Genomic DNA, 16,454 nt, shown 5'->3' on the forward strand with positions numbered 1-16,454 from the left:
TATGGGCGCAGCATGGCCCAAACCCCCGAACCCCGCACCGGCGACCGGATCGCGAAACTGCTCGCCCGCGCCGGCGTCGCGAGCCGTCGCGAAATCGAACGCATGATCGCCGAGGGGCGCGTCGCGCTCGACGGCAAGGTGCTCGATACGCCCGCCACCGTCTTGCGCTCGCTCACCGGCGTCACCGTCGATGGCGAGCCCGTCGCGCCGCCCGAGCCGACCCGCCTCTTCCTCTATCACAAGCCGACCGGCCTGCTCGTCACCGAGCACGATCCGGCGGGCCGACCGACGATCTACGACAAATTGCCCGACGACCTGCCGCGGCTGGTGCCGGTCGGCCGGCTCGACCTCAATACCGAGGGGCTGTTGCTGCTCACCACCGACGGCGGCTTCAAGCGCCAGCTCGAACTGCCGGCGACCGGCGTCGAGCGCAGCTATCGCGCGCGTGCCTATGGCAATGTCACGCAACAGCAGCTCGAGGACCTCGCCGACGGCATCGAGATCGACGGCGTCCGCTATGGCCCGATCGACGCGAATATCGAGCGGCGCACCGGCGCCAACGTCTGGATCGAGGTGACGATCACCGAGGGCAAGAACCGCGAGGTGCGGCGCGTGCTCGAACATCTCGAACTGCAGGTCAGCCGGCTGATCCGCACTCGCTACGGCCCGTTCATCCTCGGCGACCTGCCCGTCGGCGGCGTCGGCGAGGTGAAGCAGCACGACATCGTCGCCTTCCGCCGCACGCTCAGGGGCGGGGCGCCCGACGAGCCGATGGTCGAGGCGCCGCGTGACGGCTTCCGCACCGCGCCGACCGCCAACCGCCCGGCCCGCGCCCGCCCGCGTCCGGTCGAGACCCCCGCCCCGCGCGAGGCGCAGGAGCGCCCGGCCCGCACCCGCGCACCGGCGAGCGGCGAGGGCCGTCGCGCCCCGCGCCGCAGCGACGCCGCACCGGCCGGGGTCGCGGCGCGCCCTGCCCGCCCGGGCGCCATACCGGCGGCGGGCGATACGCGCCGCGCCGCGCCGCGCACGGATCGCAATGACGAGCGCGGCACCGGCCGGGAACAGGGTCGCCGCTTTGTGCCGCGCGCCGAACGCGGCAACGAGTCCGGCAGCGGCCGGGACGAGGGCCGCCGCTTCGCCCCCCGCGGCGAACGCAGCAACGAGTCCGGCAGTGGTCGCGACGAGGGCCGCCGCTTCACTCCCCGCGCCGATCGCGGCGGCAGCGACGCGCGCGAGGGCGGCCGCGGCCGCTTCGGCGACGCAGGCCGGGCCGCACGCGCCGCCGACGGCAGACCCGCCGGCACGCGGCCGCCACGATCGAGCACCCGCCCGCCGCGCGACCGCGACGACGACCGGCCCGCCAAGGTCCCGACCGGCGGCTCCGCGATCAAGCCGTGGGAGCAGGGCGACGACCGCAAGGCCGGTCGCGCCCGGTCCGGTGACGGCCAGCGCGCGGGACATCCCCGGTCCGATGGCCGCCCTGCCCGTTCCGGCGCCCGCCCCGCGCGCGGCAACGACGCCCCGCGCAGCGGCGGTCCCGCCGGCGGGCGTGGCTCACCCCGACCGAAGACGCCCGGTGGCGCGCCCCGCGGCGCACCGAAGGGAGGCCGTCGATGAGGGTCATCGCCGGGCAATGGCGTGGGCGCCCGCTCGCCGCACCCAAGGGTGACGCCACCCGCCCCACCGCCGATCGGACGCGCGAGGCGCTGTTCTCGATGCTGACCAGCCGGCTCGGCAGCTTCGAAGGGCTCGCCGTCGCCGACCTCTTTGCCGGCTCGGGCGCGCTGGGGATCGAGGCGCTGTCGCGGGGCGCGGCATCGTGCCTGTTCGTCGAACAGGATGGCGCGGCGTTGGATGCGCTCAAGGGCAATCTCGCCAAGCTCGGCACGCGGGGCGACGTGCGCGCCGGTTCGGTCATGGGGCTCGGGCCGGCGCTGGCGCCGCTCGACCTCATCATGATGGACCCGCCCTATGGCACGGGCGCGGGCCTCGTCGCGCTCGACAAGCTGGCGCGGCTCGGCTGGGTGTCGCCCGCGACCTGGATCAGCATCGAGACCGCCAAGGCGGAGGAGATCGCCCCGCCCGGCTTCACCGTCGACGCGACCCGCGTCCACGGCAAGGCGCGGCTGACCTTGCTAAGGCAGGAATAAAGGCTGCACCCTCCCGCGGCTTCCCTCTCCCCTCGGGAGAGGGAAGAGGCGGCGAAGGCGGCGAAGGGTGAGTATGACGCCGGTTACGCCTCCGCCCGACCGCGCAGCAACGCCAGACCGCCGAGGCTCAGCAGCCCCGCGCCGACCAGGTACAGGCCGATCCAGCCCAGCCCGCGATGCGCCAGCGCCTCCGCTGCGATCGGCGCGACCGCACCGCCGAGGATGCCGCCGAGGTTGAAGGTCATCGACACGCCGGTATAGCGCACCCCCGCCGGGAACAGGCTCGGCAGCCAGCCGCCGAGCGGCCCATAAGCGAAGCCCATCACGAACAGCGCGAAGGCGAGCCACAGGAAGACGACGAACAGCGAGCCCGCACCGAGCATCGGCCCCATCGCCAGTCCCGCGACCATGCAGCCGATGAAGCCGATCACCAGCATCCGCCGCGCCCCGGTGCGATCGGCGGTCACGCTCGCGACGATCACCCCGGCGGCGAGGAACAGGATCGCGACCAGCTCGACCGCCAGCATCGCCTCGCGCCCATAGCCGAGGCTCTTGGTGCCGTAGCCGAGCGTGAAGGCGGTCGCGAGATAGAAGAGCGCGAAACAGGCGATCACCCCGCCCGTCCCCGCCAGCACTGCGCGGCCATGGTCCAGCATCAGCGTCGCGATCGGCACCTTGGGCAGCGCCTCCGCCTGCTCGGCCTCGACGAACGCCGGCGTCTCGGTCAGCTTGAGCCGCACCCACAGGCCGAGCACGACGAGCACCGCGCTGACCAGGAACGGCAGCCGCCAGCCCCAGGCCCGGAACTGCGCCTCGTCGAGCGCCAGCCCGAGGATCAGGAACAGCCCGTTCGCCATGAGGAAGCCGACGGGCGCGCCGAGCGGCGGGAACATGCCCCAGGTGTTGCGGCGGTGCGGCGGCGCGTTCTCGACCGCGAGCAATGCCGCCCCGCCCCATTCGCCGCCGAGGCCGAACCCCTGGCCGAGCCGCAACAGACAGAGCAGCAGCGGCGCAAGCCAGCCGACCTGCTGATAGGTCGGCAGGAAGGCGATCGCGACGGTCGAACCGCCCATCAGCATCAGGCTGGCGACCAGGGTCGACTTGCGGCCGACCCGGTCACCGAAATGACCGAAGACGATCGCGCCCACCGGCCGCGCGATGAAGGCGAGCCCGAAGCTGGCGAAGCTCAGCATCTGCTGCGCGGTCTTGCTCTCCGCCGGGAAGAACAATTCGCCGAACACCAGCGCGGCGGCGGTCGCATAGATATAGAAGTCGTAGAATTCGACCGCGGTGCCGACCAGGCTGGCGGTGAGGATGCGGCGGGCGGAGGCGCGCGGCGGCGGCGGAGCGGACGGCGTGGTCATGCCGCCACTCTAATCGCGAAAAAAACGTCGCGAGCAACAACTGTGAAATCCGTTCGCAACAATCCGGGGCTAGAGAGGGGTGGTCGCTGCTCCTCTCCCCCTGTGGGTAGCGACGTGTCGGTCGCCTCCCCTGTCGGCCGACCCTCCCTGAACTACGGGGCGGTCGCGTTGCGGCTGCCCCGATTTTTCATGAGCTTGGCCGATGAACGAGGCGACCCGCCGTTCGGCAAGCCGCCCCGCTGACGCATCAATTGGCAGCATTCGTCCCGGGCAGGCTGGCGAGCCGTACGTCCTGCGTCCCCGCCAGCGCCGCGAGCTTGTTCGCCCCGTCGGTGCGCATTTCCTTGACGCAGCGCATCGCGTCGAGTCGCATGTCGAGCGTCGCCCCGTGTGGCGCGCACACCGCCTGCGCGGCGCGTACGATGCGGTTCTCCAGCGCCCGGCGACCGGCGTCGGTGTGCAGGTCGAGACCCTTGGTCGAGATCCGGACCTGTACCGGCTCCCGCTCGGCAGCGGACGCGGCGGTCGGAACAGCAGCGGCAAACAGGCACGACAAAGCGACCGCCGCGAAGGCGGCGTGATTCGAAGTCTTCATGATGACACTCCTGCATTGGGCTTGCCATGGCGGTCCGGCTCGATCCGCGCGCCTCTGGCGGGCGCGGCTGGGACGAAGCCGGGCGATCCGCCGGCGCGGTCGCCCTAGCAGCGGGTCGTTGCGCGTGCGTTACATGTGCATGTCATCGGCGTGACGCGGCGGGGCGGCGGATCGGGCTTGCCCGCGCGGGCGCCGTTCCCTACCTGTTCGCCGGTGACCGATCTCAGCGCCCCGACCAACGCCTTGCAGGACCCGCCCTATCTCAAGGGCCTCAACCCGCCGCAGCGCGATGCGGTGCTGACCACCGAAGGCCCGGTGCTGATGCTTGCCGGCGCCGGCACCGGCAAGACCGCGGCGCTCACCGCGCGGCTCGCGCACCTGTTGTGGACGCGCAAGGCCTGGCCGTCGGAAATCCTCAGCGTCACCTTCACCAACAAGGCAGCGCGCGAAATGCGCGAACGCGTCGGCCGGCTCGTCGGCGACGCAGTCGAGGGCATGCCGTGGCTCGGCACCTTCCACGCAATTGGCGCCAAGATGCTGCGGCGCCACGCCGAACTCGTCGGGTTGCAGAGCAATTTCACGATCCTGGACACCGACGACCAGCTGCGGCTGCTCAAGCAGCTGATCGTCGCCGCCGACCTCGACGAGAAGCGCTTTCCGGCGCGCAGCCTCGCCGGGTTGATCGACGACTGGAAGAACAAGGGGCTGGTCCCCGCCGATATCGATGCCGGCGAGAGCGAACGCTATGCCAATGGCCGCGGCGGCGAACTCTACGCGCAATATCAGGAGCGGTTGAAGGCCCTTAACGCCTGCGATTTCGGCGACCTGCTGCTCCACATGCTGACCGTGCTCAAGACCTATCCCGAGGTGCTGAAAATGTACCAGGAGCGGTTCAAGTACATCATGGTGGACGAATATCAGGACACCAACGTCGTCCAGTACCTCTGGCTGCGTCTGCTCGCGCAGGCACGCAAGAATATCGCCTGCGTCGGCGACGACGACCAGTCGATCTATTCGTGGCGCGGCGCGCAGGTCGAGAATATCCTGAAGTTCGAGAAGGACTTCCCGGGCGCGAAGGTGATCCGGCTCGAACAGAATTACCGCTCGACGCCGCATATCCTCGGCGCCGCCTCGGGCGTCATCGCCAACAACGGCGGCCGGCTCGGCAAGACGCTATGGACCGAGCTCGACGCGGGCGAGAAGGTGCGCGTGCTCGGCGTCTGGGATGGCCCCGAGGAGGCGCGCCGCGTCGGCGAGGAGATCGAGGCGGCGCAGCGTAGCGGCAAGAGCCTCGACGAGATCGCCATCCTCGTCCGCGCGCAGCACCAGACGCGCGAGTTCGAGGACCGGTTCATCGCGATCGGCATGCCCTATCGCATCATCGGCGGCTTCCGCTTCTACGAACGCGCCGAGATCCGCGACGCGCTCGCCTATCTGCGCATCGTCAACCAGCCCTCGGACGACCTCGCCTTCGAACGCATCGTCAACGTCCCCAAGCGCGGCCTGGGCGACAAGGCGCTCGCCAAGATCCACCAGCTTGCGCGGAGCGAGGGCGTGCCGCTGACCATCGCGTCGGCGCGCATCCTCGACACCGATGAGCTTACTCCGCAGGCGCGCCGCGCGCTCGGCAATCTGGTCGGCGACATCGCCCGCTGGCGCGACATGGCGCGCGACCTGCCGCACGCCGAACTCGCCCGCCAGCTGCTCGACGAGAGCGGCTATACCGCGATGTGGCAGGCCGAGAAGTCGGTCGAGGCGGCGGGCCGGCTCGAGAACCTGTCCGAACTCGTCCGCGCGATGGAGGAATATGAATCGCTCGGCGCGTTCCTCGAACACGTCAGCCTCGTCATGGACAAGGAAGGCGGCGTCCAGGACCCGCAGGTGACGATCATGACGATCCACGCCGCCAAGGGCCTCGAATATGACACCGTCTTCCTCGTCGGCTGGGAGGAAGGGCTGTTCCCGTCGCAGCGCTCGCTCGACGAGGGCGGCACCAAGAGCCTCGAGGAGGAACGCCGCCTCGCCTATGTCGCGATCACCCGCGCGCGCCGCCGCGCGACGATCCTCCACGCCGCCAACCGCCGCATCTACGGCCAGTGGACGTCGAGCATCCCCAGCCGCTTCGTCGGCGAGCTGCCGCCCGAACATACCGATGCCGAGACGACGATGTCGGGCGGCGAGAGCCTGTGGCGCGCGAACTGGAGCGAGCGCGCCGATCCCTTCGCCGATGTCGGTCGCGGCACCGGGCGCGGGCCCGGCTGGCAGCGGGCGGCGGGAAGCGGATCGGGCTTCTCGACCGCGCCGACGCGCGTCGTCGAGAGCCGGTCGAGCGCGGTCAGCATCGGCAACAAGGGGCGCAGCGACCTGTCGGTCGGCCTGCGCGTCTTCCACCAGAAGTTCGGCTATGGCGCGATCGCCGAGATCGAGGGCAACAAGCTCGAGATCGATTTCGAGGCGGCCGGCCGCAAACGCGTGATGGACAGCTTCGTCACGATCGGCTGAGCGACGTCGCGGCGGTTTCGTTCAGGAACCGCCAAGGTCGGATCGGCGTATGACCGTTGCGGACCCGACTCCACGGGTCGCATAGAGGATCATCCCGATGTTCAGGTCCCTTCTGCTGTCCGCCGCGGTCTGCGCGACGCTCGCCGCGACCGCGCCTGCGGTCGCTCAATCCGCTGCCGACGACGCGCGCTTTACCGCCGCGCAGCAGCGGTTCGATGCCGAGCTGGCCCGCTACCGTTCCGAATTCGACCGCTATCGCGCGCTGCGCGGCACCCCCGGTCCCGGCGGCTACCGCCAGGCGCCCGTTCCCGGCGGCTATGACGATCAGCGCTATGACGATCGCGACGACGACCGCTACGAAAATGGCTATGATCCCGCCCGTTACTATCGCCCCGGCGCGCAGGAGCGCGTGCTGAGCCCCAACGATCGCGTCTATGCCGGCAATGACGGCCGCTATTATTGCAAGCGCAGCGACGGCACCACCGGCCTCGTCCTCGGCGGCGCGGCGGGCGGCATCCTCGGCAACGTCATCGACGGCGGCCACAGCCGCATCGTCGGCACGCTGCTCGGCGGCGCGGTGGGCGCGCTCGCCGGCAAGGCGGTCGATCAGAACCAGGCACAGGTGCGCTGCCGCTGACCGATGGCCAGCGGTCGGTCAGGCAGGCGGGCGGGCGTCAGGCCCGCTCGACCGCCATCAGCGTCACGCCCTCATATTTCTCGGCGGCCGGCTCGAACAGGCTGCTGGGCACGAAGGTGTTGCCGGTGAGCGCAGGCTCGCCCAGCCCGTCCATCTTGAAGGTGCCGACCTTCTCCTCGCGCGGCGGCTTGCCGTCGCGCTCGATGGTGACGGCGTCGACATAGATCTCGCCGTGGCGGGTGTAGAGAATATGCGGGGCGATCGTCACCGTCCCCTTGTTGTAGGTGGCGGTCACGGTCAGCTGGCGGACGATCGCTTCGAACATCGTCGGCACCGGCCCCGTCGGTGCGGCGGTCGCGGCTTCGGTCTGGGTCATCCGTGGCACCATAAACGTTCGTGTTGCGTCGCAGCAAGAACGCTTTCGCGCCATCGACGTTGCACGGCCGGCGGAACGATCCGCCGGCCGGCCTGCCGGATCAGCGATAGACGTTGAAGCAGCGCCGTTCCGGCCCGTAATAGCCGCGATGGATACGGCAGACGACGCGGCTGCGGCCATAGCCGCCGCGCCCATAACCATAGCCGCGACCATAGCCATAGCCGCGACCGCGATCATAGCCGCGCCCGTGGAAGCGCGGACCATCGCGCCAGCGGCGATCGTCGCGCCGGTCATAGCCGCGATGATCGTAGCCGCGGTCATAGCCGCGATCGTAGCCGTAGCGCTGCGCCTCGGCCGGAGCGGCGGCGACCAGGGTGCCGGCAGCGAGTGCCGCGGCGCTGAACAAAGCAATTAGCTTCATAGGGTTACTCCTCACACACCCGACATCGGGCATGAGGATGGCATGGTCGATTCGCCATGCACGCGATCTGAACCCGCGGTTGTCAAAATGTCAGGATCGCTGCCCCGCCACCCCGCATCCTCGGATAAAGCCGATCAGGGCAGCCGCACCGTCAATCCGTCCAGCGCCGCGGTCAGTCGCACCTGACATGCGAGCCGGCTGGTCCGCGACGCCGCCGGCACGAGGTCGAGCAGATCCTCCTCTTCCTCCTGCGCCGCGGGCAGGCGGGCGAAATCCTCCGCCGCGATGACGACGTGACAGGTCGCACAGGCCATGTCGCCGTTGCAGGTTCCTTCGAGCGGATGCCCGTCCGCCTGCGCGAGATCGAGCAGCCGTGCGCCCTCGTCGCCTGCCGCCTCGCGCGTACGGCCGTTCGGATCGACGAACACCACCCGAATCATAGCCTCACCCCCTGTCGGTTCGCCGCCGCGACGATCGCGTCCAGCCCTGCCCGCATCTCATCCTCGCCGCTGTAGCGACCGAAGCCGAGCCGGATACTCGACCGCGCCTGTGCCTCGCTCAGCCCGATCGCGCGCAGCACATGGCTCGATCGTCCCGATCCGCTCGCGCAGGCCGAACCGGCGGAGAAGGCGATGTCGCGGCAGTCACTCATCAACCGCGCCACGTCGAGCCCGTCCGCCCGGACGTTGAGGTTGCCATGATAGCGGTTGTCGGCCGCGCCGTTCACCACCCAGCCGGCGAGCGCCGCGGTAGCGATGCCCCACAGCCGCTCGACATGCGCCGCATCCGCCTCCTGTCGCTCCGCCATCAGCCGCGCCGCCGCACCGAAGCCCGCGCACAGCGCCGGCGACAGCGTGCCCGAGCGGCCCGCCGCCTCCTGCCCGCCGCCGTGGATCAGCGGGGCCAGCGTCACGCCGTCGCGGATCCACAGACCACCGATCCCCTTGGGACCGTGCAGCTTGTGCGCCGATACCGCGATCAGATCGCAGGCCGCCGGCACCGGCACGCGGCCAAAGCCCTGCACCGCATCGCACAGCATCAGCGCGCCCGCCGCATGCGCCAGTGCCGCAAGCTCCGCGACCGGCTGGATCACGCCGATCTCGTTGTTGACCAGCATCGCCGCGACCAGCCCGACCCCCGGCCGGATCGCCGCCGCCGCCTGATCGCGATCGACCAGCCCGTCCGCCCCGACCGGCAGCACCGTCACCGCCCGGCCGCGCGCCGCCTCCGCCGCCACCGTATCGAGCACCGCGGCATGTTCGCTCGCCAGCGTGACGATGCCGCCGGTCGTGCCCTTGATCGCCCAGTTGAGCGCCTCGGTCGCGCCGCTGGTGAAGCTCAACGTGCCGCCGGCAGGGCCGAGCGCCGCGACCTGTTCGCGCGCCACCTCGACCGCCGCCTTCGCCGCGCGGCCGGGGCGGTGCGGCGAATGCGGATTGGCATGTTGCGCTTCGAGCCAGGGCAGCATCGCCGCCAGCGCCTCGGGCGCGAGCGGCGTCGTCGCCTGATAATCGAGGTAGATCATGCCGCGCGCCGCGTCGTGCGCGCCATCTGCCGCCACGCCGCGACGAAGGCGTCCACATCCGCCTCGGTCGTCGTGCGGCCGAAACTCACCCGGATCACCTCGCGCCCGGCGGCCGCGTCCCAGCCCATCGCGCCGAGCACGTGGCTCGGCTTCATGCTGCCGCTCGAACAGGCGCTACCCGCCGACACCGCGAAGCCGGCGCTGTCGAGCAGGATCAGCTGCGCCGCCGCCGCCACGCCGCGCAGCCGGTACGCGCCGATCGCCGCATGGCGCGGGCTGTCGGCGGCGACGATCTCGCCACCGGACCGGATGATCGCATCGTCGAGCCGCGCGCGGAGCGCCTCATGATCCGGCTCCGCCTCGGCGAGCGCGGAGGCATAGCCCAGCGCACCCGGCACATTCTCCGTGCCCGGTCGATAGCCACGCTCCTGCCCGCCGCTCGGATGCAACAGGCCGAGGTCGCGCACAAGCAGCGCTCCAATGCCCGGCGGCCCGCCCCGCTTGTGCGCGGACAGCGCGATGAGGTCGGCGACCTCGGCGAGCGCGGTCGACGCCGGCATCTGCGCCGCATCGACCAGCAGCCGCCCGCCCGCGCCGCGCACCAGCGCCGCGATCGTGTCGAGCGGCTGGCGCACACCCGTCTCGCTGTTCGCCCACTGCACGCAGACCAGCGCGGGCCCCTCGGCCAGCAGGGCGGCAAGCGCATCGCGATCGACGATCCCGTCGGGGCCGACCGGTGCCACCGCCGCGTCGCCGCCAGCGCGCATCACCGCATCATGTTCGACCGCGGTGATGATCCGCCGCGGCAGCGTCGTGCGGCCGAGCGCGATGCCCAGCGACTCGCTCGCGCCGCTGGTCAGCAGCGTTTCGCCGCGCCAGCCATAAGCGGCGGCGATGCCGCGCCGCGCCGCCTCGAGCGCGGCGCGCGCCGCCCGCCCTTCGCCATGCGGCGACGACGGGTTCGCCCAATGCGTCAGCCCGTGCACGACCGCCTCGCGCGCGGCGGCGGTCATCGGCGTGGTGGCGGCGTGATCCAGATAGATACGGGACAGGATTCGTTCCAATTGCGTGTCGGAGCCCGACGCCTATATAGCGCGCAACGATCTGCGCTGCACAGCGCGCCCCTTCTTACGTGGCGAGACCCATGCCCGAAGTCATTTTTCCCGGCCCCGAGGGCCGTCTCGAAGGCCGTTTCGCTCCTGCCCCGCGTCCGCGCGCTCCGGTCGCGATGATCCTCCATTCGCACCCCGCCGCCGGCGGCACGATGAACAGCCGCATCGTCCAGGAGCTGTATAAGACCTTCCAGCGCCGCGGGTTCGCCACGCTGCGCTTCAACTTCCGCGGCGTCGGCAAGAGCCAGGGGACGTTCGACAATGGCATCGGCGAACTGTCCGACGCGGCGAGCGCGCTCGACTGGGTGCAGAGCTTCCACCCGGAGGCATCGACCACCTGGATCGCCGGGGTCAGCTTCGGCGCGTGGATCGGCATGCAGCTGCTGATGCGCCGCCCGGAGATCCGCGGCTTCATCTCGATCGCACCGCCGGCGAACATGTTCGACTTCTCGTTCCTCGCGCCCTGCCCGTCGTCGGGCATCATCATCCAGGGCGAAGCCGACGAGGTCGCCACCCCCGGCGCGACGCAGAAGCTCGTCGACAAGCTGCGCACGCAAAAGCACATCACGATCCATCACGACACGATCCCGAAGGCGAACCATTTCTTCGAGAACGAGACGCCGGAACTGATGCGCTCGGTCGACAAATACCTCGACATGCGCCTCGACCCGAACTCGCCGATCCGGTGACGTCGCCGCCGGGACCGCACGCTGATGCGGTCCCGGCCACGCTGGCGGTCACTGGGCTCGATCAGTCGCCGGTCAGCAGACCCTCGAAATCGAGGATGCCGGCGTGATATCGTTCGCCCCGCACCTCTTCGAGGATGTCATAGATCGCCATGAGCTTGTCGCATCCCTCGGCCGTCTTGCCATTCGTGTCGTCGGGATCGGCTAAAAACAGTGATTTGGCTTCATCCGCATAAGCGAGAACCGTCCGGTAGCGCTCTTCGCCGACCTTATCCGCGACGGCGGCTAGCCCGAGTCGAATACTTGCAGACTGGTTGTCGATCGATCGATGATAGCCGTAGAACGTCACCTCGTTGAAATGTGGTGCCGCCGCCATCGTGCAAATCAGGAAATTTTGGATTTCGCTCAACTGTTCGGGGACGTACAAGCGCCCGCCTTCCATGCGCTGCGGTTCCATATCGCCTCACTGTTCGATGACATCCGTGTGATCAGGATGCGTACCGCTGAGGGTTACCAAGACGATATATAGCGTGGCTTTGGACCGGTTTCCAAAAAGCGCCGCAGTTGTTCATCGGCCATGGTCTTTCGGGACAGGCTCGCTTCTCTTTTTACAATTGCCAGATCACGACGTTGCCCAGCAACACCGCCGCCATCACCAGGAGCAGCACCGCTTTCGTGCGATCCCCGCCGCGGGCGAGCAGCGCCCCGCCGCCGATCAGGCAGGCGAAACAGCCAAGCATGGCGATGGCCGGGGCGGCACTGGCGATCGATCCGAGAAAACCGTTCATCCGACGATCCTGACGTACGGCGATCGACAAGTCGAGCCGGCCGCGAGCCTACGCGCCCGTCGACCCGCAGACGCAGCAACCTTTACCCGATCGCCCGCGCATAGGCGTCGATATCGACATTGCCGCCCGACAGGATCACCAGCAGCCCGCGCGCCGCCGCCACCTTGCCCGCCAGCACCGCCGCCAGCGCCACTGCACCGCCGGGCTCGATCACCAGCCGCAGCTGTTCCGCCGCCCAGCGCTGCGCCGCTGCCGTCTCCGCCTCGCTGACCGCGACGCCGGTGGCGCCGCGCTGTGACAAGACGCCGAATGTCAGCGGCGACACCCGCTGCGTCTGCAACGAGTCGCAGGCGGTCGGCGGCGGATTGTCACCGACGGGCTCGATCGCCGACTCTTCCAGCGACCGACGCATGTCGTCCCAGCCTTCCGGCTCGACGACCGTCACCGCCGTATCCCTCAGCGCCAGCGCGATCCCCGCGGACAGGCCGCCACCACCGCAGGGCACCGCGACTCGCGAGGGCACGCCGAGTCCCAGCGCCGCCATCTGCGCCGCCGCCTCGAGTCCCGCGCTGCCCTGCCCTTCGATGATCCACGGATCGTCGAAGCTCGGCACCAATGTCGCGCCGCGCGCCTCCGCGAGTCGGGCCGCGATGATCTCGCGGCTCTCGCTGGCGCGGTCGTAGCGGACCACCTCGGCGCCCAGCGCCAGCGTTCCCGCGAGCTTGGCGGGCGGCGCATCCGCCGGCATCACGATCGTTGCGGCGATTCCCAGCCGCCGCGCGGCCCAGGCGACGCCCTGTGCGTGATTCCCCGAAGAGAAGGCAACGACGCCACGGCGACGCGCATCGTCATCCAATGCGGTGAGCCGATGCCAGGCACCGCGAATTTTGAATGCACCGATGGGTTGCAGCGACTCCGCCTTGAACGCGACCTTCACCCCGTTGATTTCGCGCAGGTAAAGCGGCGTCGGCGGGAGGATTCTGGCGATCTTGTCGGCCGCGTCGCGGACGCCGGCCCGCGTCGGTTGTCGCAAAAACGTCACTTTTCGTCCTTTCACGCGCTAACCCACTTTACATGGGGGTCGGACGACCATAGATCGCGCTTCCGCTGCCCCATGGGACTTCCAACCGCAAGGCAGCTTTTTGTCACCGTATGCCGAAAGGCAATTGGAGGTCCCTTGAATTGGCCAAGCACCATAGCGCGCTGGGGTTAGCGCCCCTCTCTACCGCCCGTTCCGCCAACAGCCGCACGGGTATCGACATCGCCAAGAGCCGACCGGTCGATCCGGTCACGCTCGTTCGTCCGCACGCCGCTGCGCGCGCCGCCCGCTTCTTCGTGGAGAAGTTCCCGGGCCGCTCGATGTTTGCCGTGAAGGCGAACCCCAGCCCGGACCTGCTCAAGGTTCTCTGGGACAATGGCATCACGCATTACGACACGGCTTCGATCGCCGAAGTGCGCCTGGTCAAGGCGACGCTTCCGGACGCGACCTGCTGCTTCATGCACCCGGTCAAGTCGGAAGAGGCGATCGCCGAGGCGTATTTCGTCCACGACGTGAAGACGTTCTCGCTCGACAGCATGGAAGAGCTGGCGAAGATCGTCCGCGCCACCGACGGCGCCACCGACCTTACGCTCTGCGTACGGCTGCGTGTCTCGTCCGAATATGCCAAGCTCAGCCTCGGTTCGAAGTTCGGCGTCGGTCCCGGCGAGAGCAAGGACCTGCTGATCGCCACCCGTCAGGTCGCGGACGCGTTGGGCATCTGCTTCCACGTCGGCAGCCAGACGATGTCGCCGGACGCCTATACCAACGCGATGGAGCGCGCCCGCGCCGCGATCGTCGAGGCGGCGGTGACCGTGGACGTCATCGACGTCGGTGGTGGCTTCCCCTCGGCCTATCCGGGCATGACCCCGCCGCCGCTGGAGCGTTTCTTCGAGACGATCCATCGTGCGTTCGAGAGCCTGCCGATCAGCTATTCGGCCGAATTGTGGGCCGAGCCGGGTCGTGCGCTGAGCGCCGAATATGCCTCGGTCGTAGTGCGCGTCGAGCGTCGCCGCGGGACCGAGCTGTACATCAACGACGGCGCCTATGGCACGTTGTTCGATGCGGCGCATATCGGCTGGAAATATCCGGTGCAGCTGCTGCGCGAGTCCGATTCGGACGCGCGCGACATGGACTTCGCCTTCTGGGGTCCGACCTGCGACGACATGGACTATATGCAGGGTCCGTTCCCGCTGCCCGCGGACACGGTCGCCGGCGATTATTTCGAGATCGGCATGCTCGGGGCCTATGGCCAGGCGATGCGCACCGCGTTCAACGGCTTCGGCACGGGCAACACGGTGCAGGCGACCGACGAACCGATGCTCTCGGTCTATCTCGATGACGATATTGCAGAGGTCCGCACGACCAACGTCGTAAAGCTGTAACCTCAGCGTTTTACCTGCTTGTCTTCCCTCCTCCCGCCTCGGCGGGAGGGGCGGCCCTGGGTTTCCGCGTCCCCAATGTTGAACGACGACGGCTGGATAGCCAAAGGCGAACCATGACCGACACGCTGAACAAGACCGCAGGCGCCAACGCGCCGATCAACGACAACCGCAAGGCCGAGCTGCTGTCGAAGCAGGTCAAGCACATCGACATCAAGAGCTTCGACGCGCGCCCGATCGTCGACGCGATGGCCGACATGAGCTTCACCAGCCGCGACCTCGGCCGCGCGACCAACATCTACAACCAGATGCTGGCCGACAAGGATTGCTCGATCTTCCTCGTCATCGCCGGGTCGACCTCGGCCGGCGGCTGCATGGACCTGTATGCCGAGCTGGTGCGCAACAACATGGTCGACGGCATCGTCGCGACCGGCGCGACCATCGTCGACATGGATTTCTTCGAGGGCCTCGGCCACAAGCACTATCAGGCGCTCGAGATCCCCGACGACGACACGCTGCGCTCGCTCTACATCGACCGCATCTACGACACCTATATCGACGAGGAAGCGCTCCAGAACGTCGACCACACGATCTTCGAGATCGCCGAGTCGCTAGAACCCCGCGCCTATTCGAGCCGCGCCTTCATCCGCGAGATGGGCAAGTATCTCGTCGAGCACGGCAAGAAGGACAACAGCCTCGTCAAGCTCGCCTATGAGCATGACGTGCCGATCTTCTGCCCGGCGTTCGTCGATTCGTCGGCGGGCTTCGGCCTCGTCAAGCATCAGGTCGATGCGGCGAAGGAAGGCCGTCCGTATCTGATGATCGACGCGGTGGCGGACTTCCGCGAGCTGACCGAGATCAAGATCCAGGCGGGCACCACCGGCCTGCTGATGATTGGTGGCGGCGTGCCGAAGAACTTCATCCAGGACACCGTCGTCTGCGCCGAAATCCTCGGCCACGACGATGTCCAGGTCCACAAGTATGCCGTGCAGATCACCGTTGCCGACGTGCGTGACGGCGCCTGCTCGTCCTCGACGCTGCAGGAAGCGGCGAGCTGGGGCAAGGTCAACACCGGCATCGAGCAGATGGTCTTCGCCGAAGCGGGTTCGGTGATGCCGCTGCTCGCCTCGGACGCCTACCACCGCGGCCTGTGGAAGGACCGCCCCGTCCACCGCTGGGGCGCGATCTTCGACAAGTAAGCGACGAGGGGCGGAGGAAACTCCGCCCCTTTTGTAGAGGGCGTCGTACATTATCCGCTGTACGCCCGGCATATCGCGCGCCACACTCCCTTAAAGAAGGGGGTCAACTATGCTGATGCTACTGGCGGCGCTGCTCTTGCCGGCGCATGACGGATCCGCTCTGGCCGCGACTGACGTCGCACATATGGCGGCACTCTATGAAGAGGCCTGCCTGAAAACCTTTCCGATCGATACCGAATTGGATGCCCTCATGGCGCGCAAGGGTGCCACGCCGCTCGCGGCAGACGAGTTGAGGATTTCGCTCGGCGCCGATCCCGGTCGTGGCTGGACCATCTCGGATGGCGACCAGACATTCACCGTCCTGCTCGAACTACCGCCGTACCACGCCTGCTCGGTCCGTGCGTCGCGCCCGAACTCCGGCAAACTCGACCTTGCACCCTATGATGCCGTAGTCGAGACGTTCGTCGCCTCCCATCGCGGCTTCGTGAGCCAGCCTGCAAAGGACGCGGATCGCGGCGGCATTCACATGCACGCCCAGGTCCAGCATCGCCCACTCCCGGCGGGCGGCGGCGAACTGCTGATGGTGATCGATCAACAGGTCACCGATGTCGACAAGCTTGCCGCGGGAACGACCGCCACGCCGCTTCGCTTCGTTCACCAAATCACGACGAGCAACTGACC

The 16,454-nt window shown here is 68.8% G+C and carries 18 protein-coding genes; 8 read left to right on the forward strand and 10 right to left on the reverse strand.

Annotated elements, in window-relative coordinates; translation table 11 throughout:
• The first annotated feature begins 12 nt into the window (after window positions 1–12).
• Both HD841_RS20730 and rsmD read left to right on the forward strand, forming a co-directional pair.
• Entirely contained in the window at window positions 13–1,617 is a 1,605-nt protein-coding gene (locus HD841_RS20730; protein WP_257015389.1) for a pseudouridine synthase, read from the forward strand.
• Window positions 1,614–2,150, forward strand: coding sequence for a 16S rRNA (guanine(966)-N(2))-methyltransferase RsmD (rsmD, locus tag HD841_RS09470; RefSeq protein WP_179508606.1), 537 nt, complete (start codon window positions 1,614–1,616; stop codon window positions 2,148–2,150). The genes HD841_RS20730 and rsmD overlap by 4 nt, the downstream gene beginning before the upstream one ends.
• 83 nt (window positions 2,151–2,233) lie before the next feature.
• Here the strand turns inward: rsmD and HD841_RS09475 are convergent, their stop codons facing one another.
• Both HD841_RS09475 and HD841_RS09480 read right to left on the reverse strand, forming a co-directional pair.
• The gene (locus HD841_RS09475) at window positions 2,234–3,514 is read right to left on the reverse strand and encodes an MFS transporter (RefSeq protein ID WP_179508607.1); all 1,281 of its coding nucleotides are present in this window, start codon (window positions 3,512–3,514) and stop codon (window positions 2,234–2,236) included.
• 247 nt (window positions 3,515–3,761) lie between these two features.
• The gene (locus HD841_RS09480; RefSeq protein ID WP_179508608.1) at window positions 3,762–4,109 is read right to left on the reverse strand and encodes a UrcA family protein; all 348 of its coding nucleotides are present in this window, start codon (window positions 4,107–4,109) and stop codon (window positions 3,762–3,764) included.
• Between the two features lie 213 nt (window positions 4,110–4,322).
• Between HD841_RS09480 and HD841_RS09485 the strand changes: the two genes are divergently transcribed.
• Complete coding sequence (locus tag HD841_RS09485) at window positions 4,323–6,611, forward strand: ATP-dependent helicase (protein WP_179508609.1); 2,289 nt, start codon at window positions 4,323–4,325, stop codon at window positions 6,609–6,611.
• A 97-nt stretch (window positions 6,612–6,708) separates the two neighbouring features.
• Window positions 6,709–7,248 carry a glycine zipper 2TM domain-containing protein gene (locus tag HD841_RS09490; protein ID WP_179508610.1) on the forward strand — a complete coding sequence of 180 codons (540 nt, stop codon included), beginning with the start codon at window positions 6,709–6,711 and terminating at the stop codon, window positions 7,246–7,248.
• 37 nt (window positions 7,249–7,285) lie between these two features.
• Here the strand turns inward: HD841_RS09490 and HD841_RS09495 are convergent, their stop codons facing one another.
• From HD841_RS09495 to HD841_RS09515, 5 genes are all read right to left on the reverse strand, one after another.
• Window positions 7,286–7,624 carry a hypothetical protein gene (locus HD841_RS09495; RefSeq protein ID WP_179508611.1) on the reverse strand — a complete coding sequence of 113 codons (339 nt, stop codon included), beginning with the start codon at window positions 7,622–7,624 and terminating at the stop codon, window positions 7,286–7,288.
• Between the two features lie 100 nt (window positions 7,625–7,724).
• The gene (locus HD841_RS20590; RefSeq protein WP_218845473.1) at window positions 7,725–8,045 is read right to left on the reverse strand and encodes a hypothetical protein; all 321 of its coding nucleotides are present in this window, start codon (window positions 8,043–8,045) and stop codon (window positions 7,725–7,727) included.
• 134 nt (window positions 8,046–8,179) lie between these two features.
• The gene (locus HD841_RS09505) at window positions 8,180–8,485 is read right to left on the reverse strand and encodes a 2Fe-2S iron-sulfur cluster-binding protein (protein WP_179508612.1); all 306 of its coding nucleotides are present in this window, start codon (window positions 8,483–8,485) and stop codon (window positions 8,180–8,182) included.
• Complete coding sequence (locus HD841_RS09510) at window positions 8,482–9,570, reverse strand: cysteine desulfurase family protein (protein WP_179508855.1); 1,089 nt, start codon at window positions 9,568–9,570, stop codon at window positions 8,482–8,484. Before HD841_RS09510 ends, HD841_RS09505 begins: the two co-directional genes overlap by 4 nt.
• Window positions 9,567–10,625, reverse strand: a complete 1,059-nt coding sequence (locus HD841_RS09515) for a cysteine desulfurase family protein (protein ID WP_179508856.1) — start codon at window positions 10,623–10,625, stop codon at window positions 9,567–9,569. The genes HD841_RS09510 and HD841_RS09515 overlap by 4 nt, the downstream gene beginning before the upstream one ends.
• Before the next feature lie 89 nt (window positions 10,626–10,714).
• Here HD841_RS09515 and HD841_RS09520 point away from each other — a divergent pair, with 89 nt between their 5' ends.
• The gene (locus HD841_RS09520; protein ID WP_037536697.1) at window positions 10,715–11,371 is read left to right on the forward strand and encodes an alpha/beta hydrolase; all 657 of its coding nucleotides are present in this window, start codon (window positions 10,715–10,717) and stop codon (window positions 11,369–11,371) included.
• 61 nt (window positions 11,372–11,432) lie between these two features.
• On the opposite strand, the gene HD841_RS09525 is transcribed toward HD841_RS09520, so the two are convergent.
• From HD841_RS09525 to HD841_RS09535, 3 genes are all read right to left on the reverse strand, one after another.
• Entirely contained in the window at window positions 11,433–11,825 is a 393-nt protein-coding gene (locus HD841_RS09525; protein ID WP_179508613.1) for a hypothetical protein, read from the reverse strand.
• 151 nt (window positions 11,826–11,976) lie between these two features.
• Complete coding sequence (locus HD841_RS09530; protein ID WP_179508614.1) at window positions 11,977–12,156, reverse strand: hypothetical protein; 180 nt, start codon at window positions 12,154–12,156, stop codon at window positions 11,977–11,979.
• A gap of 82 nt (window positions 12,157–12,238) precedes the next feature.
• The gene (locus tag HD841_RS09535; protein WP_179508615.1) at window positions 12,239–13,198 is read right to left on the reverse strand and encodes a threonine ammonia-lyase; all 960 of its coding nucleotides are present in this window, start codon (window positions 13,196–13,198) and stop codon (window positions 12,239–12,241) included.
• 140 nt (window positions 13,199–13,338) lie between these two features.
• Between HD841_RS09535 and HD841_RS09540 the strand changes: the two genes are divergently transcribed.
• The 3 genes from HD841_RS09540 (at window position 13,339) to HD841_RS09550 (ending at window position 16,452) form a co-directional block, all read left to right on the forward strand.
• Entirely contained in the window at window positions 13,339–14,577 is a 1,239-nt protein-coding gene (locus HD841_RS09540) for a type III PLP-dependent enzyme (RefSeq protein ID WP_179508616.1), read from the forward strand.
• Window positions 14,578–14,690: 113 nt separating this feature from the next.
• Window positions 14,691–15,773, forward strand: a complete 1,083-nt coding sequence (locus HD841_RS09545) for a 1,9-bis(guanidino)-5-aza-nonane synthase (protein ID WP_179508617.1) — start codon at window positions 14,691–14,693, stop codon at window positions 15,771–15,773.
• Between the two features lie 109 nt (window positions 15,774–15,882).
• On the forward strand, window positions 15,883–16,452 hold the full coding sequence (locus tag HD841_RS09550; protein ID WP_179508618.1) for an NMCC_0638 family (lipo)protein: 570 nt from the start codon (window positions 15,883–15,885) through the stop codon (window positions 16,450–16,452).
• The last annotated feature ends 2 nt before the right edge of the window (window positions 16,453–16,454 follow it).

The sequence above is a fragment of the Sphingomonas melonis genome, from assembly GCF_013409985.1.
Taxonomy (GTDB): Bacteria; Pseudomonadota; Alphaproteobacteria; order Sphingomonadales; family Sphingomonadaceae; genus Sphingomonas; species Sphingomonas melonis_A.